At 71.5% G+C, this 25,295-nt stretch carries 25 protein-coding genes; 10 read left to right on the plus strand and 15 right to left on the minus strand.

All coding sequences use genetic code 11. The features are described from left to right. Nucleotides 1-28 precede the first annotated feature (28 nt). Nucleotides 29-673 (plus strand): class I SAM-dependent methyltransferase, encoded by a 645-nt coding sequence (locus QSK37_RS13855; RefSeq protein ID WP_285620362.1) that lies wholly within the window; start codon nt 29-31, stop codon nt 671-673. On the opposite strand, the gene QSK37_RS13860 is transcribed toward QSK37_RS13855, so the two are convergent. From QSK37_RS13860 to QSK37_RS13870, 3 genes are all read right to left on the minus strand, one after another. Continuing rightward, on the minus strand, nt 597-1,634 hold the full coding sequence (locus QSK37_RS13860) for a zinc-dependent alcohol dehydrogenase family protein (protein ID WP_285620364.1): 1,038 nt from the start codon (nt 1,632-1,634) through the stop codon (nt 597-599). The genes QSK37_RS13855 and QSK37_RS13860 overlap by 77 nt on opposite strands. 47 nt (nt 1,635-1,681) lie before the next feature. After that, entirely contained in the window at nt 1,682-3,922 is a 2,241-nt protein-coding gene (locus QSK37_RS13865; protein WP_285620365.1) for a SpoIIE family protein phosphatase, read from the minus strand. A 78-nt stretch (nt 3,923-4,000) separates the two neighbouring features. Next, nucleotides 4,001-4,705, minus strand: coding sequence for an iron-dependent transcriptional repressor DtxR (locus QSK37_RS13870; RefSeq protein ID WP_285568509.1), 705 nt, complete (start codon nt 4,703-4,705; stop codon nt 4,001-4,003). A gap of 163 nt (nt 4,706-4,868) precedes the next feature. On the opposite strand from QSK37_RS13870, the gene QSK37_RS13875 reads away from it, so the two are divergent. Beyond that, the gene (locus QSK37_RS13875) at nt 4,869-5,516 is read left to right on the plus strand and encodes a UdgX family uracil-DNA binding protein (RefSeq protein ID WP_285620366.1); all 648 of its coding nucleotides are present in this window, start codon (nt 4,869-4,871) and stop codon (nt 5,514-5,516) included. Between the two features lie 15 nt (nt 5,517-5,531). Here the strand turns inward: QSK37_RS13875 and QSK37_RS13880 are convergent, their stop codons facing one another. Further along, nucleotides 5,532-6,776, minus strand: coding sequence for an MFS transporter (locus tag QSK37_RS13880; protein ID WP_285620370.1), 1,245 nt, complete (start codon nt 6,774-6,776; stop codon nt 5,532-5,534). A gap of 89 nt (nt 6,777-6,865) precedes the next feature. After that, entirely contained in the window at nt 6,866-7,519 is a 654-nt protein-coding gene (pdxH, locus tag QSK37_RS13885) for a pyridoxamine 5'-phosphate oxidase (protein ID WP_285620372.1), read from the minus strand. Between the two features lie 176 nt (nt 7,520-7,695). Between pdxH and QSK37_RS13890 the strand changes: the two genes are divergently transcribed. From QSK37_RS13890 to serC, 3 genes are all read left to right on the plus strand, one after another. Continuing rightward, nucleotides 7,696-8,802, plus strand: a complete 1,107-nt coding sequence (locus tag QSK37_RS13890) for a citrate synthase 2 (RefSeq protein ID WP_285568502.1) — start codon at nt 7,696-7,698, stop codon at nt 8,800-8,802. A 76-nt stretch (nt 8,803-8,878) separates the two neighbouring features. Next, nucleotides 8,879-9,193, plus strand: coding sequence for a hypothetical protein (locus tag QSK37_RS13895; protein ID WP_285620374.1), 315 nt, complete (start codon nt 8,879-8,881; stop codon nt 9,191-9,193). A 33-nt stretch (nt 9,194-9,226) separates the two neighbouring features. Beyond that, the gene (gene serC, locus QSK37_RS13900) at nt 9,227-10,345 is read left to right on the plus strand and encodes a phosphoserine transaminase (RefSeq protein WP_285620375.1); all 1,119 of its coding nucleotides are present in this window, start codon (nt 9,227-9,229) and stop codon (nt 10,343-10,345) included. A gap of 63 nt (nt 10,346-10,408) precedes the next feature. Here the strand turns inward: serC and QSK37_RS13905 are convergent, their stop codons facing one another. Together QSK37_RS13905 and QSK37_RS13910 are read right to left on the minus strand one after the other, a co-directional pair. Further along, nucleotides 10,409-12,334, minus strand: a complete 1,926-nt coding sequence (locus tag QSK37_RS13905) for a hypothetical protein (protein ID WP_285620376.1) — start codon at nt 12,332-12,334, stop codon at nt 10,409-10,411. Between the two features lie 34 nt (nt 12,335-12,368). Then, a complete protein-coding gene (locus QSK37_RS13910; protein ID WP_285620378.1) occupies nt 12,369-13,355 on the minus strand; it encodes a hypothetical protein in 987 nt (328 codons plus the stop codon). Nucleotides 13,356-13,590: 235 nt separating this feature from the next. Here QSK37_RS13910 and QSK37_RS13915 point away from each other — a divergent pair, with 235 nt between their 5' ends. Then, nucleotides 13,591-14,457, plus strand: a complete 867-nt coding sequence (locus QSK37_RS13915) for a class II glutamine amidotransferase (protein ID WP_285620380.1) — start codon at nt 13,591-13,593, stop codon at nt 14,455-14,457. Nucleotides 14,458-14,479: 22 nt separating this feature from the next. Here the strand turns inward: QSK37_RS13915 and QSK37_RS13920 are convergent, their stop codons facing one another. Then, the gene (locus QSK37_RS13920; protein ID WP_285620382.1) at nt 14,480-15,055 is read right to left on the minus strand and encodes a Uma2 family endonuclease; all 576 of its coding nucleotides are present in this window, start codon (nt 15,053-15,055) and stop codon (nt 14,480-14,482) included. Nucleotides 15,056-15,173: 118 nt separating this feature from the next. Here QSK37_RS13920 and recD2 point away from each other — a divergent pair, with 118 nt between their 5' ends. Beyond that, on the plus strand, nt 15,174-17,405 hold the full coding sequence (recD2, locus tag QSK37_RS13925) for an SF1B family DNA helicase RecD2 (RefSeq protein WP_432705571.1): 2,232 nt from the start codon (nt 15,174-15,176) through the stop codon (nt 17,403-17,405). Here the strand turns inward: recD2 and QSK37_RS13930 are convergent. Both QSK37_RS13930 and QSK37_RS13935 read right to left on the minus strand, forming a co-directional pair. After that, nucleotides 17,377-17,955: a GNAT family N-acetyltransferase gene (locus tag QSK37_RS13930; RefSeq protein ID WP_285620386.1), complete on the minus strand. Its 579-nt coding sequence runs from the start codon at nt 17,953-17,955 to the stop codon at nt 17,377-17,379. The two genes, recD2 and QSK37_RS13930, sit on opposite strands and share 29 nt — an antisense overlap. Nucleotides 17,956-17,965: 10 nt before the next feature. Then, nucleotides 17,966-18,334, minus strand: coding sequence for an alpha/beta hydrolase (locus tag QSK37_RS13935; protein WP_285620389.1), 369 nt, complete (start codon nt 18,332-18,334; stop codon nt 17,966-17,968). Between QSK37_RS13935 and QSK37_RS13940 the strand changes: the two genes are divergently transcribed. Next, nucleotides 18,320-19,153: a phosphoribosylaminoimidazolesuccinocarboxamide synthase gene (locus QSK37_RS13940; protein WP_285568489.1), complete on the plus strand. Its 834-nt coding sequence runs from the start codon at nt 18,320-18,322 to the stop codon at nt 19,151-19,153. The genes QSK37_RS13935 and QSK37_RS13940 overlap by 15 nt on opposite strands. Here QSK37_RS13940 and thpR read toward each other — a convergent pair. The 4 genes from thpR to QSK37_RS13960 all read right to left on the minus strand — a co-directional run bounded on the left by thpR (nt 19,128) and on the right by QSK37_RS13960 (nt 22,236). Then, entirely contained in the window at nt 19,128-19,682 is a 555-nt protein-coding gene (gene thpR, locus QSK37_RS13945) for an RNA 2',3'-cyclic phosphodiesterase (protein WP_285620391.1), read from the minus strand. The two genes, QSK37_RS13940 and thpR, sit on opposite strands and share 26 nt — an antisense overlap. A 53-nt stretch (nt 19,683-19,735) precedes the next feature. Continuing rightward, entirely contained in the window at nt 19,736-20,980 is a 1,245-nt protein-coding gene (locus tag QSK37_RS13950; protein ID WP_285568928.1) for an MFS transporter, read from the minus strand. After that, complete coding sequence (locus QSK37_RS13955) at nt 20,977-21,417, minus strand: MarR family winged helix-turn-helix transcriptional regulator (protein ID WP_285620395.1); 441 nt, start codon at nt 21,415-21,417, stop codon at nt 20,977-20,979. Before QSK37_RS13955 ends, QSK37_RS13950 begins: the two co-directional genes overlap by 4 nt. Before the next feature lie 225 nt (nt 21,418-21,642). Continuing rightward, complete coding sequence (locus QSK37_RS13960) at nt 21,643-22,236, minus strand: TetR/AcrR family transcriptional regulator (protein ID WP_285620397.1); 594 nt, start codon at nt 22,234-22,236, stop codon at nt 21,643-21,645. A 114-nt stretch (nt 22,237-22,350) separates the two neighbouring features. Here QSK37_RS13960 and QSK37_RS13965 point away from each other — a divergent pair, with 114 nt between their 5' ends. Continuing rightward, nucleotides 22,351-23,400 (plus strand): zinc-binding alcohol dehydrogenase family protein, encoded by a 1,050-nt coding sequence (locus QSK37_RS13965; RefSeq protein ID WP_285620399.1) that lies wholly within the window; start codon nt 22,351-22,353, stop codon nt 23,398-23,400. An 11-nt stretch (nt 23,401-23,411) separates the two neighbouring features. Here the strand turns inward: QSK37_RS13965 and QSK37_RS13970 are convergent, their stop codons facing one another. After that, nucleotides 23,412-24,806, minus strand: coding sequence for an NCS2 family permease (locus QSK37_RS13970; RefSeq protein ID WP_285621996.1), 1,395 nt, complete (start codon nt 24,804-24,806; stop codon nt 23,412-23,414). A gap of 221 nt (nt 24,807-25,027) precedes the next feature. Between QSK37_RS13970 and QSK37_RS13975 the strand changes: the two genes are divergently transcribed. After that, a complete protein-coding gene (locus tag QSK37_RS13975; protein WP_285620401.1) occupies nt 25,028-25,291 on the plus strand; it encodes a DUF2530 domain-containing protein in 264 nt (87 codons plus the stop codon). Nucleotides 25,292-25,295: the final 4 nt, after the last annotated feature.

Below are 25,295 nucleotides of genomic sequence, written 5' to 3' on the forward strand. Positions count from 1 at the left end.
CGGTACCGCCCATGGGAGGCGACGATCCGTGCTCCACTCCAGGTCACAGGCGCACAGCACGAACACGGCCTGTCACCTGCGTCGTCTCGTGGACTTCGCCGAACCCCGTCCCGATGACGTCTGCCTCGACGTCTCCGGCGTCTCCGGCCTGGCCTCGGCGATCCGGCCGTGGGTGGGCGAGCTCACCAGTGCCGCCGAGGGGTCGCTGCCGTCCGGCAGCTTCACGCTGGTCGTCGCCCCGCTCGGGCACGCCCGCGGTGACCAGGTGAGGCTGGTACGTGACCTGTTCCGGGTCTGCCGCGGCCGGCTGGTGCTCGCCGACCTCGTCCGTACGCGCGCCGGCGACGGCGACCACATCGAGCGGCTGCGCGACCCGGACCGGACGAAGATGCGTACCTTCCGCGAGCTGCTCGACCTGGTCGAACGCGCCGGCGGGCAGACCCGCCGGATGGACGTGTTCACCGTCGAGCGGCCGATCGAACCCTGGCTGGCCGGGGCACGCGACCCCGACCGCATCCGCCGGGAGCTCACCGCCGAGATCGACGGCGGCCCGCGGACCGGCGCGCGCCCGCGACTGATCGGCACCGAGCTGTGGTTCACCCAGTCGTGGGCGTACTTCGCGGTGGATCCTGACCGGCCTCCAGGCCGGCGACGAGCACGGCCGCGCCGCTGACGCGGTCGCCGGCCAGGTCCGCCAGCGCCTGGTCGGCCTGGTCGAGGGCGTACGGCGTGACGGTCACCTCCAGCCCCAGCCGGTCGGCGAGCCGGAGGAACTCCTCGCCGTCCGCGCGGGTGTTGGAGGTCACGCTGCGCAGCTGCCGCTCCTGGAACAGGTCGTCCTGGTACTCCAGGATCGGCACGTCGGTGAGGTGGATGCCGGCGATGGCGAGCGTGCCGCCGCGGTCGAGACGCCGCAGGGCGGCCGGCACCAGCTCCCCGGCCGGCGCGAAGATGATCGCCGAGTCGAGCGGCTCCGGGGCGGGGTCGAAGGAGTCCTGCGCCGAGTCCGCGCCGAGCCGCAGCGCCAGCTCACGCGCCGCCTTCGCCCGGGTGAACACGTGCACGCGGGCGCCCTCGGCCAGCGCGATCTGCGCGGCGAGGTGCGCCGAACCGCCGAACCCCCAGATGCCGAGCCGCCCGCCCGGTGGGAGCGCGGAGCGCCGCAGCGCCCGGTAGCCGATGATCCCGGCGCACAGCAGGGGCGCGACCTCGACGTCCGGCCGGTCGCCGGGCAGGGCGTAGACGTAGGCCTCGGGCGCGACGGCGTACTCGGCGTATCCGCCGTCGGCGTCCCAGCCGGTGTAGAGCGACGAGGGACAGAGGTTCTCGGCGCCGCGGCGGCAGTAGGCGCACATGCCGCACGTATGACGCAGCCACGCGACGCCGACCCGCTCACCCGGCGCGAACCGGTGACCCTGCCGGACCACCTCGCCGACGATCTCGTGTCCGGGCGTGACCTGCGGCAGGTGCGGCGGCAGGTCGCCCTCGGCCACGTGCAGGTCCGTACGGCACACGCCGCAGGCGCGCACCCGTACCAGGACCTCCTCCGGCCCCGGTTCGGGGATCTCACGCGTCACCGCCTCGATCGGCCCGGTCTCGATCGGGCCGGGCCTGGTGACCTCCCACGCCAGCACGTCTTCAGCGTACGACCCGCGCCCCGGCGCGGCCCGGAACCCGGCGGTCAGGACTTCAGCGGGATCTCGAACCAGACCGCCTTGCCGTCGTTGGTGGGCCGTGATCCCCAGCGGGCGGCGAGCTGGTCGACGAGGTACAGGCCGCGGCCGCCCTCGTCGGTCTCGCCCGCGCTGCGGATGCGCGGCAGGCGCATGTCCTTGTCGAGGACCTCGACCCACACCGAGCGCTCGCCGCGGCGCAGCCGGAGCGTGAAATCCTTGGTCGGCGGCTCGGGCCGGCCGAGCTCGGGGAGCTTGTCGTCCCACGGATCGTCGAAGCCCGCCGGGCCGTCGAGGCCGAGCGCGCCCTCGAGGACCAGTTCCCGGCGCGGGGCCGGTGTGTTGGCGGCGTGCAGGACGACGTTGGTGACGACCTCGGAGACCAGCAGGCAGGCGAGCTCGGCCTGTTCGTCCAGCATCCCCCAGTTGGCGAACGTCTCGGCGGCCATGCGCCGGGCCTCGGAGACCATGATGGGCTCGGCCTGGAAGGTGCGCTGTTCGACCTGGAGGCGTACCGGGTTGGTGCGCACGACCACGATCGCGACGTCGTCGTCGATGTCGCCGGGCACCGCCTCGAACGCCGCGTTGGCGATCGCCTCGACGTCCTTGCGGTCGGCCCGGCGCACGGACTCGCGCAGCATCTCGCGCGCCTGCTCGCGGGTGTAGTGCTCGCCGTCGTCCTTCGGCCGGCGCTCGATCAGCCCGTCGGTGTAGAGCACGAGCGTGGTGCCGGGGGGCAGCTCGCGCGTCTCCTCCTCGTACAGGATCTCGCCGCCGAGGCCGGGCTCGCGCACGCCGAGCATGGCGCCCTTGCCGACCGCCTCCATGTCGATGACCTCGCCGTCGATCAGCAGCAGCGGCGGCTCGTGCCCGGCGTTGGCGAAGGACAGGATGCGCGACCAGGCGTCGTAGACGAAGTAGGTGCACGACACGAGCGGGTGGCGCCGCTCGGCCGTGTCGGCCGGCTCGCCGTAGCCGCCGGGCCCGACCATCGTGCGGACCCATTCGTCCAGCTTCATCAGGATGTCGGCGGGCGGCTTGTCGTCCTGGGCGAAGGCGCGCAGCGCGGCGCGGAGCTGCCCCATCACGGCGGCGGCGCGGGCACCCCGGCCCTCCACGTCGCCGATGACCAGGCCGACCCGGCCCGCGGAAAGCGGGATGACGTCGTACCAGTCGCCCCCGACCTGGGTCTGGATGCCCTGGCCGTGCGACTCCAGCGGGCGGGCCGGCTCGTAGCGCCAGGCGATCTCCAGCCCGTCGAGGTGCGGCGGGCGGTCGCCGGGCAGCAGGTTCTTCTGGAACGCCAGAGCCGTCTCGCGCTCCTCCTCGAACAGCATGGCGTTGTCGATGGCGAGCGCGACCCGGCTGGCGATCGCGCCGACCAGGTCGCGGTCGAAGCCGTCGTAGTGCGGGTCGGGCCGCCGGCTGATGCTCGACAGGGCCAGGCTCATCACGCCGAGCACCTCGCCACGCGCCAGCAGCGGCGCCGCGATCACCGACGTGATGCCCAGGTCGTCGCCGAGCTGCTTGCTCGCGGCGCTGGGCGCCGTCATGCGCTCGGCCACGACGTCCTCGACGACGACCGCGTCGCGACGGGCGAGGGCCTTGGCGCAGAAGTGGCCGGGCGGGTAGGCGACCGTCTCGCCGACCTCGGCCCACGTGCCCGGCGGCGGATTCCACTCGCCGCCGTGCCGTGAGACACGGCGGATGAGCTTCTCGCCGCCGTACAGGTCGATGAAGCAGTGGTCGGCGAACTGCGGCACGAGGGTGTCGGCGACCCGGCGCAGGGTCTGCTGGAGCTCCAACGACGCGGCCAGGCGCTCACCGATGCGCTCGAGCAGGCCGTAGCGGTCCTGGTCGCGCTGGTTGCTGCGCAGGGCCTCGCGCGCGAAGATCACGATGCCTTCGACGGCGCCGGAGGGATGACGCAGCGGCACGGCGTACGCGCGCGTGTAGACGGTGCTGCCGTCCGCGCGCAGGTTGCAGAACGTGCCTTCCCAGACCGCGCCCTTCAGGACGTGACGGGCCAGATCCCTGGCCTGGTCGTGGTCCTCCTCGGCGATGCCGAGCGACAGGATCGACCGCCCGATGTACTCCGAGCCGCCGAAACCCAGCAGCTTCTCGGTGAAGGCGTTGCAGTAGATGACGTTGCTGTAACGATCACAGACGATGACCGCCATGTCCGCCTGGCCGAGCACCGTCTCGGGCGGCAGCAGCGGGTCCACGGGTGGTTCACCCCAGCGCTTCATACGCCCGCCACCTCGCCATTGCCGTCCCCTTCCCTATTGAACGACGGACGACGGCCCGGGACACGTGGAATGGGCAACTCAGCGCTTTGAGACGAAGACGTGGGAGGCGATACGGCTGGGGAGCTCGGTCGAGGGGCTGTCGGATTCATCGTCGCGCGTCACCCTGACACCGTCGTCGCCTGCGGCAAGCGTCACCTCACGTCCCGGTTGTATCCCAACCTGCTTGAGTCTAAGCATCAGTGCGGTGTCGCTTTGCACCTGCTCGCTGATGCGCCGGACCACGACGGGGGTGCCGGTGGCCGTCGCGACGTCGGTCATGACCGCGAGCGGTTCACCCGGCGGCGCCTCGGGCACGTCGGCGCCGAGTTCGTTCAGGCCGGGAATCGGGTTGCCGTGCGGGCACGTCGAAGGGTCTCCGAGCAGGTCGACCAGCCGCCGCTCGACCGACTCGGACATGACGTGTTCCCAGCGGCAGGCCTCGACGTGGACCTCTTCCCACGGGAGACCGATGACGTTGACGAGAAGGCATTCGGCGAGCCGGTGCTTGCGCATCACCCGGACCGCGAGGGAGCGGCCGGTTTCGGTCAGGTCGAGATGCCGATCACCCTCTACTCTCACCAGCCCGTCGCGCTCCATGCGCGCCACCGTCTGGCTCACCGTCGGGCCGCTCTGCGACAACCGCTCGGCGATTCGGGCTCGAAGCGGCACGATGCCTTCCTCTTCGAGCTCGAAGATCGTCCGGAGATACATCTCCGTCGTGTCGATCAAGCCGTGTGCGGTCAAGGTTTTCCTCCAGTTCGCTCCTGATGCTACGGCCGATCGCGACTCTGCGGGGAGCAGGCGACGGCAAGAGCGATCCTTATCTGTTCATATACCCGAACGTGAACCGCCGATGTGGTCTTCCCGCGACCGGGAAGAGCCTTCTTGACGATAGGTTGGAGCCGTCATGCCACGTTTCGAGGGGGCGGGACGCTGGGTCCCGCCGGGGGCCGGGCTCGACGGCCTGCGCCGCGCCGCGCAGGGTTGCGAGGGCTGTGACCTGTACGAGAACGCCACGCAGACCGTCTTCAGCTCCGGCTCGGCGTCGGCACGGGTCGTGCTCATCGGCGAGCAGCCCGGCGACCAGGAGGACCGCCAGGGCGCCCCGTTCGTCGGCCCGGCCGGGAAACTGCTGGACAAGGCGCTGGCCGACGCCGGGATCGACCGCTCCGACGCGTACGTCACGAACGCCGTCAAGCACTTCCGGTTCAAGCAGGAGGGGCCGGGCAAGCGGCGCATCCACCAGACGCCGGACGCGGCCCAGATGACGGCCTGCCGCCCGTGGCTCGCCGCGGAGCTGCACATCATCGACCCCGACGTCATCGTGCTGCTCGGCGCGACCGCGGCCAAGGCCCTGCTCGGCCCGTCGTTCCGCGTCACCCGCCAGCGCGGCCGGCTCATCCCCCGGCCGCCCATCGACGACGAGACCTCCCGGCAGAACGCCTGCTACGTCGCGACCGTGCACCCGTCGGCGGTGCTGCGGGCCGACGACCGCGACTCCGCGTACGCCGGGCTGGTCTCGGACCTGAAGGTCGCCGCCGAGGTGCTGGGCTGACCCTCGCGCGGACTCTTACGGCCGCTCGTCCGCCGGGCCGCGCAGGGTGGCGGTGTAGCGGCGGAACGACGGCACCGCGAGCCCCGCGACGACCACCAGGCCCGCGCACACCAGTCCTCCCCCGGTCCACGACGCCGTCGCGCCGGCGATCGAGGCGGTGACGCCGGCGCGCAGGTCGCCCAGGCGCGGCCCGCCCGCCACGACGACGGTGAACACCCCCTGCAACCGCCCGCGCATCTCGTCGGGGGCGTACGTCTGCAGGATCGTCTGCCGGAACACCGCCGAGACCAGGTCGGCGGCGCCGCCGACGGCCAGCAGCAGCACCGCGAGCCACAGCGAGCCCGCCAGGCCCGAGGCCGCCACGGCCAGGCCCCACACCACGATGACCGCGATGAGGGCGATGCCCTGCCGCTGGATCCGGCCGATCCACCCGGACACCAGACCGCCGATCACGGCGCCGATGGCGATCGCCGCGACGAGCCAGCCGACCGCCTCCTCACCGCCGAAGCGTGTCTCCGCGACCTCGGGGAACAGGGCACGGGGCATCGCGACGCCCATCGCGATGATGTCCACGACGAACGACATCATCAGCACCGGCCGGGTGATCAGGAACCGCAGCCCCTCGACGACCGAGCGGAACCCGGGCCGCCGGATCTCGCCACCGATCGGCGGCAGCGCGGGCAGCCGCACCGCGGCGTACAGCCCGACGGTGAACAGCACCGCGTCGATCCCGTACGCGACCGCGTACCCGCCGTGCCCGATCACCACGCCCGCCAGGACCGGGCCGATGAACGTGGCCACCTGCGAGGCGGTGAAGTTCAGCGTGTTGGCGGCGGGCACCAGGCTCACCGGGAGCAGACGCGGGATCACGGCACCGCGCGTGGGCGAGCTGACCGCGAAGCCGACCGCCTGGACGACGACCAGCCCGATGATCAGTGCGACGCTGTCGACGTGCAGGAAGGACTGCACGAGAAGGCCGAGGGTGGCCGCCCACGTCACGAGCGACGCCATGATCAGCAGCCTGCGGCGGTCCATCATGTCCGCGACCGCCCCGCCCCACAGCCCGAAGACGATGAGCGGCACGAGGTTGGCCGGCCCGAGCAGCCCCACCCACAGCGAGGACTTGGTCAGGTCGTAGACCTGCACCGAGATCGCCACGGAGGTGAGCTGGAAGCCGGTGAAGGACACCGCCTGCCCGATCCACAGCCGGCGGAACGGCGGCTCGCTGAGCGGGCGGGTGTCGATGGCGGCCCGCCGCACGAGGCTCCGGGCGCGCCGGGACCACGAGGGAGGTGTCTCTTCGGATGCTTCGGGTGACGCCGTAGCGGGGGATGACTGGGGGTCAGCGCTCAAGGACTCAGTCTCTCTACCGCCCATTTGTCCGGTTCATGCACATCGGGACGACGGTATCGCAGGCGGTCGTGCATGCGGTTCGGCCGCCCCTGCCAGAACTCCACGCTCACCGGTACGACGCGGTAGCCGCCCCAGAAGTCCGGCAGCGGCACCTCGCCCGGCCAGCGGCGGGCCAGCTCGGCGTACCGGCTCTCCAGCTCCTCGCGGGTGACCACCGCGGACTGGTGCTCGCTCGCCCACGCTCCGAGCTGGGAGCCGTGCGGCCGGGTGTGGAAGTAGGCCGCGGACGCCTCGCGGGACAGCCGTTCGGCGGTGCCCTCGACGATCACCTGCCGGTGTACCGCGTGCCAGGGGAAGACCAGGGACACCCGGGGGTTCTCGGCGATGGTCCGCGCCTTGCGGGATCCATGGTTCGTGAAGAAACGAAAATCTTCTGGGCCGTACCCCTTGAGCAACACCGTGCGGGCGCTGGGCGTACCGTCGGCGGTGGCCGTGGAGAGGATCATGGCGTTGGGCTCGGGCAACTCGGCCGCGACGGCGTCGGCGAACCAGACGTCGAACTGGCTCAGCGGGTCGGCGGCGAGGTCGCGCTCGTCCAGCCGGGCGTCCCTGTAGGACTTCCGGAGGTCGGCGGGGTCGGTTGGCTCCACGACAGGACATCCTCTCGCGCCGCCCCGGGGATGACACGGCAGGGTTCCCGCATAGAGTTGCTGGAAACGAAAAAATTGCGCATATCACACCCCCCCGGGTACTGAGCAGCGTGCAAGAAGAGGTTCAATTATCAGTCGGGTCTGTACACCACAGGGGACGAAAGGCAGGACAGAACATGTCCGACTTCAAACCCGGCCTCGAGGGCGTCGTCGCCTTCGAGACTGAGATCGCCGAACCGGACAAGGAGGGCGGTGCTCTCCGATACCGGGGCGTCGACATCGAAGATCTCGTTGGCCACGTCTCCTTCGGTGACGCATGGGGTCTGCTGGTGGACAACAGCTTCGACCCCGGACTGGCGCCCGCCGAGCCGTACGTGCTCCCGGTGCACTCCGGTGACGTACGGGTCGACGTCCAGAGCGCGCTGCCCCTCATCGCGCCGTCCTACGGCATGCGTCCGCTGCTGGACATCAGCGACGAGCAGGCCCGCGAGGACCTGGCTCGCGCGTCGGTGACCGCGCTGTCGTTCGTGGCGCAGAGCGCCCGCGGCCTCGGTCTGCCGATGGTCCCCCAGGAGCGGATCAACGAGGCCCGCACCATCACCGAGCGGTTCATGGTCCGCTGGCGCGGTGAGCCGGATCCCAAGCACGTCAAGGCGATCGACGCCTACTGGGTGTCGGCCGCCGAGCACGGCATGAACGCCTCCACCTTCACCGCCCGCGTCATCGCCTCCACCGGGGCCGACGTCGCGGCGTCGATGTCGGGTGCGATCGGCGCCATGTCCGGTCCGCTGCACGGCGGCGCGCCCGCCCGTGTCCTGCCGATGATCGAGAAGGTCGAGCAGCTCGGTGACGCCCGCAAGGTCGTGACCGACATCCTCGACAACCACGAGCGGCTCATGGGCTTCGGGCACCGCGTCTACCGCGCCGAGGACCCGCGTGCCCGCGTGCTGCGTCGCACCGCCAAGGAGCTGGGCGCGGCCCGCTTCGACGCGGCCAAGGCACTGGAGGACGCCGCGCTGGCGGAGCTGCGCGAGCGCCGTCCGGACCGGCCGATCGAGACGAACGTGGAGTTCTGGGCCGCGGTCATCCTCGACTTCGCCGAGGTGCCGCCGCACATGATGCCGGCCATGTTCACGTGCGCCCGCACGGCGGGCTGGGCCGCGCACATCCTGGAGCAGAAGCGCACCGGCCGTCTCGTACGGCCCAGCGCCCGCTACGTCGGCCCGGCGGCTCGCTCGGTGTCCGACGTCGACGGCTCCGCCGAGCTCACCACCAAGGTCTGAGCAGGCACGACACGCACGGCCCGCGGCTGCCCCGGCACCGCGGGCCGTACCCGTCCCTCGGCCCCCATGGGGAACCATGTACACCGGCCCACGCGATGAGGACCCCGACGAGCGCGACGTCGCGCTGCTGCGGGAGGAGCGCGAGCGCGAGGAACGCCGCACGCGCCGTGACCATGCCTCCCGTGCGGTCGTCGCCTGGGTGATGGCCGCCGCGCTCGCCCTGCTGTCCTACGACTCCGGCCGCGCCGCGATCACCGCCCGGCAGGACGGCCGGCCCTGGCGGTACCCGGCGTGTGTGTCGTTGATCTGCCTGCTGGCGCTGGTGTGGCTGGTGGTACGGGCGGTGCGGCGAAGACGTCGCGACCGGGTCTCACATCGCGGACCGGGCTGAGTTCGGCCGGATCGCTTGATTAGGCTTCATCGGGTGAGCGACATCGTGATCCCAGACAGCCTCAAGCCCGCGGACGGCCGATTCGGCTCAGGCCCGTCGAAGGTCCGTCAGGAACAGCTCGCCGCGCTCGCCGCCTCCGGCGCGACGTACCTCGGCACCTCTCATCGGCAGAAGCCGGTCAAGTCGATCGTCGCCAGGGTCCGTGAGGGCCTGGCGGAGCTGTTCGCGCTGCCGGACGGCTACGAGGTGCTGCTGTCCAACGGCGGCACGACCGCCTTCTGGGACGCCGCGGCGTTCGGTCTCGTACGCGAGCGGTCCCAGCACGTGGTGTTCGGCGAGTTCTCCTCCAAGTTCGCCAAGGTCGTCGAGAAGGCGCCGTGGCTGTCGGATCCGTCGGTGATCGAGTCCGCGCCGGGCACGCACGCGCTGCCGGCCGCCGAGGACGGCGTCGACGTCTACGCCCTCACGCACAACGAGACCTCCACCGGTGTGGCGATGCCGATCGAGCGGCCCGCCGGCACCGACGCCGAACGCGGCCTCGTCCTCGTGGACGCCACCAGCGGCGCCGCCGGCCTGCCCGTCGACGTCGCCCAGACCGACGTCTACTACTTCGCGCCGCAGAAGGGCTTCGCCTCCGACGGCGGCCTGTGGCTGGCCCTGGCCTCACCGGCGGCACTGGCCCGCATCGAGGAGATCGCCGCGTCCGGCCGCTACGTCCCGGACTTCTACGACCTGAAGGTCGTGGTGGACAACTCGCGCAAGGACCAGACCTACAACACGCCGGCCGTGGCGACGCTCATGCTCATGGCCCAGCAGATCGACTGGTTCCTCGCCCAGGGCGGCCTGTCCTGGTCGACCGGCCGCTGCGCCGACTCCGCCCAGCGGCTCTACACCTGGGCGGAGAAGACCTCCTACACCACGCCGTTCGTGACCGACCCGGCCCAGCGCTCGCAGGTCGTGGGCACGATCGACTTCGAGGGCGTGGACGCCGCCGAGGTCGCCAAGGTGCTGCGCGCCAACGGCATCGTCGACACCGAGCCGTACCGCAAGCTGGGCCGCAACCAGCTGCGCATCGCGATGTACCCGGCCATCGACCCGGCCGACATCGAGGCCCTCACCGCCTGCGTCGACCACGTGGTCGAGCGCCTCTGAGCTCCGTTCGGCCGGCCGCCGGCGCCCGGTCCGGGCCCGGCGACGGCCGGTGTTCGGGGGTTTCTACAGCTCCGGTGGCGGGGCGGCGCCGTGGCCGGCGTCGGGCGGGCCCCACGGGAGGCCGTGGCGCTCGCAGGCGCGGCGGAGCTCGGTCAGGTCCGGCGGGAAGGACACGCGGCGCAGCACCCGGCCCGCGGGGCTCCACACGACCAGCCGCGGCGCCTCGGCCTCGTCGATGCCCACGCCGCCCAGCGCCTGCCGGGTGACGCTCCACTCCGTACGGCCCAGGCGTGTCACCGAGGAGATCCCCAGGGCCGAGACGCGCAGCTGCGGGCGGTTGCGGTCGTACAGCCACGCGCCCGCGAGGCCCAGGACCAGTCCCGACGGCGCCGACCACGCCAGCGCCGGCCAGAACCCGCCCAGGTCCGCGCGCAGCCACAGGGAGCCGAGCACCGCGACCAGCTCGCACAGCGTCGCCGTCACCGCGTACGCGAGCGCGCGGGTGCGGGTCGGCACGTCGAGCCGGGCCTCGGGCAGGGTCTTCTTCGGCTTCTCCTTCGCCGGTTCGGCCGTCTCCAGATGGGTCATCGAGCCGTAGAAGGCGGCGTTGACGTACGCGTCGTACTCGGCGTCGGTGATCGGGAGTTGCACGCGCCGCGCGGCGTCGCGCAGGTCGGTGCGGGAGATCCGCAGCATCGACAGCGGGGCCGCGAGGAACTCGTCGCCCTCGTCGTCGTACATCCGCAGCCAGGCGTGCCCGTCGACGGTGAGCAGCTCCATGCCGCCGATGCGGTCGCGCGGCATGCGCAGGATGACGTCGCCGGCGCCGTCGGCCCAGCCGATGCCGTCGTCGTCGACGACCAGGCGTCCGCCGGGGACGCGGGAGAAGATCTCCGGCAGCCCGGCCAGGCCGTACTCCGACGGCCGCGGGACGGCCTGGTCGGGCGTGACGACGTGGTAGCCGCGCTCGTCCAGCGCGTGGGTGAGCTGGAAGGCGTCCAGGCCGTGCGCGGGCAGCCGGGCGAGCACCTCCAGCCGATGGCCGAACAGCGTCACGACGGTCTGGTCGGCGGCGGGCCGTCCCGAGACCGGGTCGATGGCCGTGCCGGGGCCGACGACCGCGGCGGCCACCGCGCCGCCCCGTACCCGCCACTCCCCCACCGTCGCGTGCCGGATGCGCAGCTCGGACGGCATGATGGTCCAGCTCAGCGGTGCGCTCCGCAGCCTCCGGCGGCGGGCGGTCATCATCGCCACGCCGCCGACGAGCGCCCACAGCCCGCCCATCAGCCGGCCGCCGAACGCCACGCCGCTCTCAAGGGCGATCCGGGTCACCATCGTCAGCGAGAGCAGCGTGACGAGGACGCCGAGGGCGGTCGTGCGCCGCCGGCCGGTCGTGGCCGTGGCGAGGCGTCCGGTGTCGGTACGGGAGGCGGTGCGCGGCTCGTGCGCGACGGCGAGGAGGGCGGCCTCCTGGTCGCGCAGCCGCTGCTCGGCCCGGCGGCCGAGGGCGCGTGGCGCCTCGTCCTCCTGTGGCAGGCCGTCGTCCTCGAAGAGCGACCGGTCGCCGTCGATCACGTGGGTGGTGATGCCAAGACGCCGCGCGGTGATGTAGAAGCTCAGCAGGTCGAAGCCCATCTCGGCGAGCGGGCCCGCCACGGTGGCGCCGAACCGGTGGAAGATCGTGAGAACCCCGTCGTCCGCGGTCACCGCGAACTCCTCGACGCGGCTCAGCTCGTACGCCTCCACCACCGTGCCGTCGGCGGCGAGGTGCTCAAGCCCGCGCGCGGACAGCCGCCAGCGGCCCGGCCGCCGCTCCCACAGGCCCAGGAGCCAGGGCAGCGCGTAACAGGCGATCACGGCGGCCAGCCACAGCCCCGGCGGCCGGATCGGCAGCAGTGCGACGACCAGCGAGAGGAGGGCGAAGGGCCCGGCCGCCACCGGACGCAGCCGACGCGCCGGAGCACGAAGGCCGATCAACTCGAGGTTCACGAGAACAGATCGTGACATGTCAGCGCCCATCCCGTCATGACCCTCGTCTGCGAGCGAACAGGCCGGCGATCAGAATGACCACTCCGGCGACCAGCACCAGACTCACCGCCGAGAACTTCTTCGAACCCCTGGTAGACCCGGCGGCGCCGTCCTTACCCGATGAGTTCGCCGGGGACGCGCCGGTGGTTCGCGCCGGCAGCGCATTGGCCGGAACCGGCACCTGCCACAGCGGCTGTTTCACGCCCTCGGAACTGAGCAACAGCGACCGGCCATCGGCGGTGAAGGTGATGCCCTCGCCCTGTTTCTGGCTCGGCACGGACACGTCCGCGATCTTCTTGCCCGGCGCGCGGTAGATCTCCGCCTCCCAGTAGCCGCGGATCACAAAGGTCCGGCCGTCGGGGGCGAACGCGCCGTCGGTCGCGTAGAACGGCGCGTCACCGACCTTGTGCATGATGTTGTAACCGCTCGTACTGAGGCGCTTGGGGCCCTCGTACAGCGAGTCGCTGAACGCCTTGCTCGCGATGTAGAGCCGTCCCGTACGCGGGTTGATCATCATCGTCTCGGCGTTGCGCGGGCCGTCGGCGTACTTGATCCGGTACGCCGTGGCGCGCAGCGTCTGGCTGCGCAGCACCGACGGCTCGGGGATCCGGTAGACCGTGACGTACGGCCAGGCGCCGTCCAGGTTGTCGCCGATGTCGCCGACGTAGATCCCGTTCGGCCCGAGCGCCATCGCCTCCCAGTCGCGGTTCCGCGCGCCGGCGAGCGTCAGCGTGGCCCGCGTGCGGCAGTCCGGGCCGAGCGCGTACACCTGCGGCAGGCCGCCGGAGTCGTTGAAGGTGTAGACGATGCCGGGGTGACGCCGGCTGGCGGCCAGGCCACTGGACTCGTCGATGCGCGAGTCCTTGATCGTGCAGAGCTTCTTCGGCTCGTCGTCCTCATCGGCGTGCGCGGTGCCGGGGACCACGGTCGCCGCGACGGCCATGAGGGCGGCGAGGGCCCTGGTCACGGATCGCGGCGACATGCTCTGGGTCTTCACCGCTCCACGGGCGCGTGAAGCCTGGCGCGGGCGACTCAATGGAGAAGCGTGCCGACGACCACGGCGGACAGGAGGACCGCCAGGACGGCCGGCAACAACCATCGCGGAGCACGGTTCACGCCATGAGCCTATGCGGTCCGCTGATCCACCGAACCGCCGGTGCGATCCCCGCGTCAAAGCCGGAAAGCGACCGGGGACATCGGGGACAGGGGTGAGATCGATGTGCGGGCTCTTCGGGCTCTACCGCTCGCCGGGGGCGAGGCACCCGGAACGGGCATCGGACGCGTTCGTGGCGCTGGGCATGCTCGCCGGGGAGCGGAGCGCCGACTCCGCCGGAGTGGCGTTGTTCGGCCGCCCCGGCACGATCAACGTCGAGACGCCGACCGTCCAGGGCGACGTGACCGACGGCGGCTGCCGCGTGGTCAAGGGTCGGGGGACGTTCCTCCGGGTCTGGCGGCACGATCTGCTCGCCGGCCTGGACGCGGCCCCGGTGGCGCTCGGCCAGGTACGCCGGGCCACCCGGGGCAGGCCGGACCGGCTCGTGGAGACCGGCCCCCTCCTGGTCGGCGCGCTGACCGGCACGCACAGCGGCGACGTGGACGCGGCCGGACTGCGCGCCCGCTTCGCCACGCCACCGGCGGCCGGTGACGCCGACAGCGAAGTGATCTTCCAGGCGCTGGCCGCCGGGCACCGCCCCGAGAACGTTCTGAGCGCCCTGCACGGCCGCGCGGCGCTGGCGTGGGTGGACCGGACGCGGCCGGGCCGCCTCCACCTGGCGCGGGGCGCGCTGAGCCCGCTGTGCGTGGCCGTGGACGCCGAGGGCAACCTCTACTGGGCCTCGAACCCGGACTGGTTCCGCAGGGTCGAGCGGGACACGTCGGTACGCTTCCGGTCGGCCGTCCTGCTGCGCGAGGGCACGCACCTGACGGTGGAGGGCGACAAGGTGAGCAGCGCGGAGTTCGTCCCCACGGCCCGCCCAGGCGATCCGATGATGCCGGACCGGGTGTGGCAGGACTTCACCACCACCGACCGCGAGCACGCCCTCGCCCAACGCCGCCACCGGATCGCCGAGACCTGCGTCGCCTGATCGACGGAGTGCGACGACGCGATCAGTCGCGGCGCGGCCTCGTCAGTCGCCCGGGGTCGATCTCGACGGGAAACGGCCGGCCGAGCTTGATGAGTTCGCCCGACGCGGCGATCTGCTTGTACGTGCCGTCGACCAACTCGAACACGGTCAGCTTGGGGACGGGCACCAGTTCGAGAACCCAGTAGTGCTCGATCCCGGCTTCGGCGTACGCGTCGAGCTTTTCCCCGAAGTCCCGGTTGCGGCTCTGTCTGCTACCGCTGATCTCGGCGACCAGCGCCACGTCGGCCGCCTGGTACTCCTGCGGCTCGGAGTCGAAGGCGTCCCATGCCACCACCGCGATGTCAGGGACTTTCAACCAGTCGTCGCGGCGGTCGGTGACGACTTCCACCTCCGGGAGCACCTCAAGCCCAGCAGCCCTCGCGGGCCCGCGAAGGAGAACTGCGAGCTCCAGCAAGGCGGCCTGGTGGGGAGAGGAAGGGCGGGGGCTCACGATCAGGACACCATCGTCGATCTCATACCGGTTGAGTTCGTCGTCCGGCAACCGGTGGAGCTCATCGACAGTCCACGGTCCGTGACGTTCTGTGAACGATAGCAACACCGCGTGACCTCCTCTCCTGTTCGCGCAAAGTCAGCTTAGTTCTGATCGCTGCTGTTAGCAGGCATGATCTGCCGGATCCCGAACGCTGATCTCCTCCATGCCCGGCGGCTCGGGCACCATGGCCGGTGTGAAGGACGGACGACCGGATGCTTCCGCCGGGCTGCGGGAGCTTGAGGCGGTGCTCGAGCGGATCACGTACGCCAACGAGGAGACCGGGTACACGATCGCCCGGGTGGCGACCGAGCGCACCGGCCCGGACCTGCTCACCGTGGTCGGTCCCCTGCTCGGGGCGCAGATCGGGGAGAGCCTGCGGCTGACCGGGCGCTGGACCACGCACCCCAAGTACGGCCGCCAGTTCGAGGTCCGTTCGTACACGACCGTCCTGCCCGCGACCGTCCAGGGCATCCGCCGCTACCTCGGGTCCGGTCTCATCAAGGGCATCGGGCCGGTCATGGCCGACCGGATGGTCGAGCACTTCGGCACCGACATCCTGCGCGTCATCGAGGAGGAGCCCGCGCGCCTGGTCGAGGTTCACGGGCTGGGCCCCAAGCGCTCGAAGCGGATCGGCGAGGCCTGGGAGGAGCAGAAGGCGATCAAGGAGGTCATGGTCTTCCTGCAGGGCCATGACGTGTCCACCTCGCTCGCCGTGCGCATCTACAAGAAGTACGGCGACCAGTCCATCGAGGTGGTGCGCAAGGACCCGTACCGGCTGGCCGCCGACGTGTGGGGCATCGGGTTCCGCACCGCCGACACCATCGCCCGCGCCCTGGGCATGCCGCACGACGGGCCCGAGCGGATCAAGGCCGGCCTGCGGTACACGCTCTCGCAGGCCGCCGACAACGGGCACTGCTACCTGCCCGAGCCGAACCTCGTCACGGAGGCCGTGAAGATCCTTGAGGTCCCGCGTGAGCTCGTCCCACCCTGCGTGGATGACGCCGCCGCCGCGGAGGAGGTCGTACGGGAGCGGGTGCCGGTGGGCGACGGCGAGGTGCCCGCCGTCTACCTGCCGCCGTTCCACCGCGCCGAACGCTCCCTCGCCGGCGGCCTGCTGGACCTGCTGCACACCAAGGAGGACCGTCTTCCCGCGTTCCAGGAGGTCGACTGGGACCGGGCGCTCACCTGGCTCCGCCGCCGTACGGGCACCGACCTCGCGCCCGAGCAGGAGGAGGCGGTGCGCCTGGCGCTGACCTCACGGGTCGCCGTGCTCACCGGCGGGCCGGGCTGCGGCAAGAGCTTCACCGTACGGTCCGTGGTGGAGCTGGCGGCGGCGCGGAAGGCCAAGGTGCTGCTGGTCGCGCCGACGGGGCGGGCGGCCAAGCGGCTCGCCGAGCTGACCGGCCACGAGGCCGCGACCGTGCACCGGCTGCTCAAGCTCCAGCCGGGCGGTGAGCCGGAGTTCGACCGCGACAACCCGCTCGACGCCGACCTGGTCGTGGTGGACGAGACCTCGATGGTGGACGTCATCCTGGCGAACAAGCTGGTCAAAGCCGTGCCGCGTGGCGCGCACCTGTTGCTGGTGGGCGACGTCGACCAGCTGCCGTCGGTCGGCGCGGGCGAGGTGCTGCGCGACCTGCTCGCCGCCGACGCGGTGCCCCGTGTCCGGCTCACCAAGATCTTCCGGCAGGCGCAGGAGTCCGGGATCGTGGTCAACGCGCACCGCATCAACGCCGGGCAGGCGCCTCACGTGCGCGGGTTCCCCGACTTCTACCTGTTCCCGTGCGAGGAGACCGAGCCGACGGCGGAGCTGACGGTGGACATCGTGGCCCGCCGCATTCCGCGCAGGTTCGGCCTCGACGCGCGGCGTGACGTGCAGGTGCTCGCCCCGATGCACCGCGGGCCGGCCGGCGCGGGCAACCTCAACGCGCTGTTGCAGGAGGCGCTCACGCCGCACCGCGACGACCGGCCGGAACGCCGCTACGGCGGCCGGGTGTTCCGCGTCGGCGACAAGGTCACCCAGCTACGGAACAACTACGACAAGGGCGCCGCCGGGGTGTTCAACGGCACGGTCGGCGTGGTGACCGCCCTGTCGCTGGAGGAGCAGACGCTGACCGTGCGCACCGACGAGGACGAGAGCGTCCCGTACGACTTCGCCGAACTGGACGAGCTCGCCCACGCGTACGCCGTGACGATCCACCGCTCGCAGGGCAGCGAGTACCCGGCCGTGGTCATCCCGCTGACGACCAGCTCGTGGATGATGCTCCAGCGGAACCTGCTCTACACCGCGGTGACCCGGGCGAAGAAGCTGGTCGTACTGGCCGGCTCACGCCGCGCCCTGGCGGCGGCCGTACGCACCGCCGGCGCCGGCCGCCGCCACACGTCCCTCACCCACCGCCTGGAGGTCGCGCGCTAGCGGCCCATTCGGCTCGGGTCAGCGCGTACTCGACCACTCCGCGTTCGAAGCCGTCGACCGCCTCCAGCCCGTCGCGGTGGAACGTACGCGTGAGGATCAGGCCGGACTTCTCCATCACGCGCCGGGAACCGAGGTTGACCGCCATCGTCTCCGCCACCACGCGCTCCACCCCGAGCTCGGTGAACCCCTTGTGGACCAGGGCCCGCGACCCTTCGGTCGCGTAGCCCCGGCCCCAGGCCGGCCTGCGCAGCCGGTAGCCGAGCTCGATCTCGCCGTCCGGTCCGTTCTTCGCGGGGCGGAAGTGGAACCAGCCCAGAAACCGTCCGGTGGACCTCTCGTCCGCCGCCCAGTAGCCGAACCCGTCGAACCGCTCGTAGAAGTCGAAGACCACCGGCAGTATCCGGCTCCGCACCTCCTCGCGGGGAGTCGGCTCGCCTCCGTTGATGAAGCGCATGACCTCGGGGTCGCCGTCGAGCTCGACCAGGTCGTCCTCGTCGGCCTCGGTGAAGCGCCGCAGCGCCAGCCGCTCGGTCTCCAGGAAGATCGACATCTGTCGATTATCACCGGCTCTCCGCCGGGCGGAGGGTGTCATGGGCGGCACGTCGCCCCTCGGCCACAAAGGCGGTCACCAGGCGGTCGCCGCAGGGGTTGCCGTTGGCCGGGTACGCGTCGTGTCCGCCGGAGTCCACGGTGACCATGCGAGCGCGGTTCCCGAAGGCGCGGCGCAGGTTCAGCGCGCCGCTGTAGGGAGTGGCCGGATCGCGCCAGGTTCTGCACGAGCAGGACGTTCGACGGTCCGCGCGAGGTGACCCGCGTCGGGCGGCGAGGACGGCACGAGGTACGGGGGTCGCGGGCACGGGCGGAGGGCGCGCCGGGTACGTTGCGGATACGGGTTCGGCAAGGTGGAGGAGTACATGGAGCTGGTGCATTCCGGCAAGGTCCGGGACGTCTACGCCGATGGCGACGACCTGATCCTGGTCGCGTCGGATCGGGTGAGCGTCTACGACGTCGTCCTGCCGACCCCGATCCCGGGTAAGGGCGCGATCCTGACGCAGCTGTCGCTGTGGTGGTTCGACCGGCTCGGCGACGTCGTGCCGAACCACGTGATCTCCGAGGACGTGCCGGCGGAGTGGGCCGGGCGGGCGATCCGGTGCCGGCGGCTGGAGATGTTCCCGGTCGAGTTCATCGCCCGCGGCTACCTGGCGGGGCTGGGCCTGAAGGAGTACGAGAAGCAGGGCACCGTCTCGGGGGTGCCGCTGCCGCCGGGTCTGGTCGAGGCGTCGCGGCTGCCCGAACCGGTCTTCACCCCGACCACGAAGGCGACGACCGGGCACGACGAGTTCATCACGTTCGACGACGTGGTCCGGGAGATCGGCGCCGAGACCGCCGAGCGGCTGCGCGACCTCACGCTGGAGGTCTACCGGCGCGGCGCGGACCTCGCCCGTGAGCGCGGCGTCATCATCGCCGACACCAAGCTGGAGTTCGGGCGCGCCCCGGACGGCACGATCGTGCTCGCCGACGAGGTGCTGACGCCGGACTCCTCGCGGTTCTGGCCGGCCGACTCGTGGGAGCCGGGCCGTGCGCAGCACTCGCTCGACAAGCAGTTCGTCCGCGACTGGTCCTCGTCGGTGACCGGCTGGGACCGTACGCCTCCGGGTCCGGAGATCCCCGACGACGTCGTGGCGGCCACCCGGGCGCGCTACGCGGAGGTCTACGAGCGGATCACCGGCTCGCCGTGGCGTCTCTGAGCGGCCAGCGGTCCAGCGTCTCGTACCGCACCTCGGCGCCGAGGTGACTCTGGACGAGGTGGATCTCGCCGGCCGTCCACGGCGTCCCCTCGTACGCCGCGAGCTCCTCCACGAGCGGCCTGAGGTCGCGTGGCGCCCGCGTACGGGCGACGGTGAGGTGTGGGTGGAAGCGGAGCGCGCGGCCGGTGTCGATGCCCTCGCGGCGGCCGGCGGCCCGGCAGGAGTCCGCCAGGCGCTGCAGGTCGGTCTCGATGCCGGTCCACAGCGTGTGCGCCGACCGTGCACGGGGGAACGCCCCCGCGCCCGCGAACGCCAGCTCCCGCCGGGGGTGTCGCGCGGCGGCGCGTTCGAGGCGGGGGCGCAGGCGCGCGGCGGTCGGCTCGTCGACCTCGCCGTAGAAGGCCAGCGTCACGTGCCAGGTGTCCCGGCCGGTCCACCGCAGGTGCGGCCAGTCACGGTACGGCGCGAAGGCCTCCGCGATCTCGTCCAGCACGTGCTTCGGCGGGATGAGCGCGACGAAGAGTCTCACCCCACCAGGGTCTCAGAGACCGGACGGGAGCCCTCGGCGTGCGGCTCCGCCTCTCACTTCCCCTCGCCGAGCCCCTCGGCCATACGGGGCCGTAGCGCGTTCAGCGCCGGCCGCGGAGCCATGATCGCGACGACGATGGTCACGGCGGCCAGGGAGACGATGCCGCCGATGATCAGGCCCGAACGCGGCCCGAAGACCTCGGCGAGCCAGCCGAGGAGCGGCGCGCCGATCGGTGAGCTGCCGGCGAAGACCAGCATGTAGAGGCCCATCACGCGCCCGCGCATCCAGGACGGCACGCTGAGCTGCACGACGGCGTTCGCGGTCGTGTTGAAGGTCAGCAGCGCGAGGCCGGTCGGGACGAGCGCCACGAGGAACAGGCCGTACGTCGGCATCGCGCCGCTCACGATCTCCAGCACGCCGAACGCGGCGGCGGCGATGAGCATCAGGCGCATGCGGGGCTGCTTGCGGCGGGCGGACAGCAGCGAGCCGGACACGGCGCCGACCGCGAGCATGGTCGAGGCGAAACCGAACGAGCCGGCGCCGCTGTGGAAGACCTCCCGGCTCATCAGCGCGGTCGTTATCTGGAAGTTCATGCCGAACGCGGCGACGAAGAACAGGACGATCAGCAGCATGACCAGGTCGCGGCGGTCACGGACGTAGCGCAGGCCCTCGCGGAGCTGGCCCTTGGCCCGCGGCACGCGCGGCCGGATGTACAGCTCCTCGTCACGCATCAGGTAGAGCCCGACCAGCACGGCCAGGAACGAGGCGGCGTTCACGATGAAGACCGGGCCGGTGCCGATCGCGGCGATCAGCACGCCGGCGATGGCCGGGCCGAGGATGCGGGCCACGTTGAAGATCGCGCTGTTGAGGGCGATGGCGTTGGACAGGTCCTCCGGCCCCACCATCTCGACCGCGAACGTCTGGCGCGTGGGGTTGTCCACCACGGTCAGCACGCCCAGTCCGAACGCGAGCGCGTACACGTGCCACACCTGCGCGCTGCCGGTGAGCGCGAGGACGCCCAGGATCAGCGCGAGCGCCCCCATCGCCACCTGGGTGATCATGAGGACCCGGCGCTTGGGGAACCGGTCGGCGATCACGCCGCCGTACAGGCCGAACAGCAGCAGCGGCAGGAACTGCAGGCCGGTCGTGATGCCGAGCGCCGTGCCGCTGCCGTGGGTGAGGTTCAGGACCAGCCAGTCCTGCGCCACGCGCTGCATCCAGGTGCCCGTGTTGGAGACGACCTGCCCGGCCGAGAACAGCCGGTAGTTGCGGTTGCGGAGCGAGCGGAAAAGGCTCAGCCGTGACTGAGTCTCTCCAGGATCGGCGCCGCCTGACGCAGGATGGACTGCTCCTCCGGCGTCAGCTCCGCGAGCCGCTGCGCCAGCCACGCCTCCTTGCGCCGGCGCTCCTCCTTCAGGAGCTTGTCGCCCGCCGCGGTCAGCCTGAGCACCACCTGCCGCCGGTCGGTGGGATGGGGACTGCGCGTCAGCAGGCCGTCCGCCTCCAGGCGCGCGATCGTCCGGGTCATCGAGGGCGGCTGCACCTTTTCGTGCGCGGCGAGCTCGCCAGGGGTGAGGGCGTCGTGCCGGGCCACCGCGCCGAGCGCCCCGATCTGCGTGGCGCTCAAGGAGTGACCGCCCTCGGCGCGCATGCGGCGTGAGAGTCGTGAGATCGAGACGCGCAGGGCCGCCGCCAGGCCCGCACGGCTTCTGGTCTGTGACGTTTGCATGTTCATTAGCTGAAGTCATTACTCTTGCTAACGATATATGACGATTGTCTATTCCGCCAGTTCGTTAGCGAGACGAAGGACTTCGGCCCTCTCCTTCTTCCACGGGGGGGACGACGGCGCGCTCTCCCGACCTGGTCTGAGACGGGGACGGGGCGGCGCCTCCGCCGCCCCGTCCCCGTGGATCAAAGGGTATGTCGGATAGCTCCCGGTTAGTACTCCCACCCGGCGTCGCTACCGGACGGCCGACACTCCCGCGAGGAAGATCGTGATCGCGTCGTCGACGAGCGCCTCGCCCTGGGGCGTCGGGATCCGGCGGGACGTGACGAGCGCCGAGATGCCCTGGACGGTCGCGGACAGCAGCAGCGTCAGCCGGCCGACGTCGCCCGCGTCGTACGCGCCCGCCTCGACGCCCACGCCCATGATGCCGGTCATGGTGTCGAACAGGCGCTCCGCGGCACTTCGGACCGCCCCCGAGGGGCCGTCCACCTTCGTCGCGAACATGAGATCGAGCAGCGCCGGTTCCCGCACGGCGAACCTAAGGTACGCCGAGCCCGCCGCGCGAAGGACGCGCGCGTGGTCGCCGGGCGCGCGTGACACCGCATCGCGGATCTCGTCGGCGAGCCGGACGAAGCCGCGCTCCGCCAAGGCGTCGAGCAGTGCGTTCCGATCGATGAAATGACTCCGCGGGGCGCCGTGACTCACGCCCGCCTCCCGCGCCAGCTCGCGCAGGGACAGCGCGTCGATCCCCCGCTCCCGGAGCACCGTCTCCGCCTGGTCGAGCAGCACGGCACGGAGGTTGCCGTGATGGAAAGGCCGATCGGACACGGGACCACGGTACCCGAAAGTAGACATTGACTAGTTTCTAGACAGTGCCTAGTCTGCGGATGCGGCTCACGTCATCCGGCGACGCGACCCCGCCCAACGGAAAGAGGCCCGGAGATGACCGAGCAGAACACCGCACTCTGGCTGCGGAAACGAGGCGCGCCCTTCGAGGTCGGGCCCGCCCCCTACACGCCCCCGGCGGCGAACGAGGTCGTCGTCCGGGCGCGGGCGATCGCCGTGAACCCCATCGACGGCATACCGGGGTTCCTGTACCGCGTGGTCGTGCCCTGGCTGACCTTTCCGGCCATCGTGGGCTCGGACGTCGCCGGCGAGGTCGTCGAGGTCGGGCCCGGCGTGACGCGGCTACGGCCGGGCGACCGCGTCCTCGGGCACGCGGTCGGCATGGAGAAGTCGCGGAACCGCGCGGCGGAGGGCGCCTTCCAGCACTACGTCGTGCTCATGCAGCACATGGTCTCCCCCATCCCCGGCTCGCTGTCCTTCGAGCAGGCGGCCGTGCTGCCGCTGACGCTCTCGACCGCGGCGACCGGCATGTTCCAGCAGGACCACCTCGGGCTGGCGATGCCCCGCCCCGACCCCGCCGACCGGCCGGAGACGGTGCTCGTGTGGGGCGGTTCGACGAGCGTCGGGAGCAACGCGATCCAGCTCGCCCGCAACGCGGGCTACCGGGTCGTGGCGACGGCGTCACCGCGCAACTTCGACTACCTCCGGTCGCTGGGCGCGGCCGAGGTGGTCGACCGCCGTAGCCGCGACGCCGTCCGGGAGATCGTGGACCGGATCGGCGACAGCCCGCTCGCCGGCACGCTCGCGATCGGATCCGGATCGCTCGTGCCGGCGGTCGCGATCGCCTCCCGGACCAACGGCGGCAAGCGCGTCGCGTCGGCGCAGCCCGAGTCGGTCACGCGCCTGCGGGGCCCGCGGGCACGGCGACGCGGGGTACGGGTGAGCGGGATCTGGGGCGGCACCCTGAAGGACAACGAGGTCGGGCCGGCGATCTACGTCGACTTCCTCCCGGCCGCGCTCGCCTCCGGCGCGTACCGATCCGCGCCGGAGGCGACCGTCGTCGGCGCCGGGCTCGCCCGCATCCCCGACGCGCTGCGGCGGCTCCGAGACGGCGTCTCCGCGCGGAAGCTCGTCGTCACCGTCTGAACCCGCCCGCCTCAGTCCACGCCGAGGATCACCTTGATCGGGACGATGGCGTAGTAGGCCACGAACAGGACCGCCACCAGCCACAGCAGCGGGTGCACCTCGCGGGCGCGCCCGCGGACGGTCTTGATGACGACGTACGAGATGAAGCCGGCGCCCATTCCGTTCGTGATGGAGTACGTGAACGGCATGATGACCATGGTCAGGAAGGCCGGGATGGCGATCTCGTAGTCGGAGAAGTCGATCCGCCGGATCTGGCTCATCATCAGGAAGCCGACCACGACCAGCGCCGGGGTCGCCGCCTCGAACGGCACGATCTGCACGATCGGGGCCAGGAACATCGCCACCAGGAACAGCACCCCGGTGACCACGTTCGCCAGGCCCGTACGGGCGCCCTCGCCGACACCCGCCGCCGACTCCACGTACCCCGTCGCCGACGACACCGACCCGGCGCCGCCCGCCGCGGCCGCGATTCCGTCCACGAACAGGATGGTGCCGATGTTCGGCGGCGCGCCGCGCTCGTCCAGCAGTCCAGCCTCGCTGCCGATGCCGACGACCGTGCCCATGGCGTCGAAGAAGTCGGCCAGGACCAGGGTGAACGCGAACAGCACCGCGGCCAGCACGCCGACGCGGGCGAACGACCCGTACAGGGTGAAGTGTCCGATGAGCGACAGGTCCGGCGTACCCGCGATGTGGTGGATGCCGGGCAGCTTCGGGACGTTCAGGCTCCAGCCCTTGGGGTTGACCACCCCCGGCTTCACGACCGTCGGGCCGGCGTGGGACAGGGCCTCGACGATGATCGCCAGGATGGTCGTGCCGACGATGCCGATGAGGATGGCGCCCTTGACCCGCCGGGCGACGAGCACCGCGGTGACGAGCAGGCCGAGCACGAACACCAGCGCCGGCCAGCTCTGCAGGTTGTTCGAGATGCCGAGCTGCACCGGGACCGTCGTGCCCGCCTCGTTCGGCACGCGGCGGACGAAGCCGCCGTCCACGAAGCCGATCAGCGCGATGAACAGCCCGATGCCGACGCCGATGGCCGCCTTCAGCCCCTCCGGCACCGCACGGAAGATCGCGGTTCGGAACCCGGTGAGCACGAGGACGGCGATGACGATGCCCTCGATCACCACCAGACCCATCGCCTCGGGCCAGGTCATCGCCGGGGCGAGCGTCGCGGCGACGAAGGCGTTCAGGCCGAGCCCGGTCGCGATCGCCAGCGGGAACCGCCCCGCCACGCCCATGATGATCGTCATCACCCCGGCCACCAGCGCGGTGGCGGCCGCGACCTTGGGGATGCCGAGGACCGCGCCCGTCTTGTCCGGCACGGTGCCGATGATCAGCGGGTTCAGCACCACGATGTAGGCCATCGTGAAGAACGTCGCCAGCCCACCGCGGATCTCGCGGCCCATCGTGGAGCCGCGTTCGGTGATCTTGAAGTATCGATCCAGGCCGTTCCGCGGCTCGGCGGCCACTGTCGTCGTCGTCACGTCCTTACCTCTCCTCGCCCAGGGGCCCCGAGTCGTAAAAATGACGTACGCAGAGTGACAGACCAGACAATGCGGACGGAAGACTTTCGCGACGTGATCTGCGGCTCTGCCCCCGCGATCGGGCTGCCGATACGCTTGATCCCATGACGCGGCAACCCGAACCGCCCCCCATGGAGACCAACGACGTCCTCGTCTCCGCCGTCGGGGCGGTGGCCTTCGCGGTGGCGTTCGTGGTCCTGCTGATCGTCCCGCTGGCCCCGGACCATCACTGGTGGCGCTGGGTCTGCCTCGTCGGCTTCCTGATGGGCGTGTTCGGCTGCTGGTACATCCCGCACCTGCAGCGCCGCCGCGCCGCGGCCGCCGAACGCCACGCCGCCAAGCGCGCCGCGGACTCCCCGCCCGAGTAACGGG

The organism is Actinoallomurus iriomotensis (assembly GCF_030269445.1).
Taxonomy (GTDB): domain Bacteria; phylum Actinomycetota; class Actinomycetes; order Streptosporangiales; family Streptosporangiaceae; genus Actinoallomurus; species Actinoallomurus iriomotensis.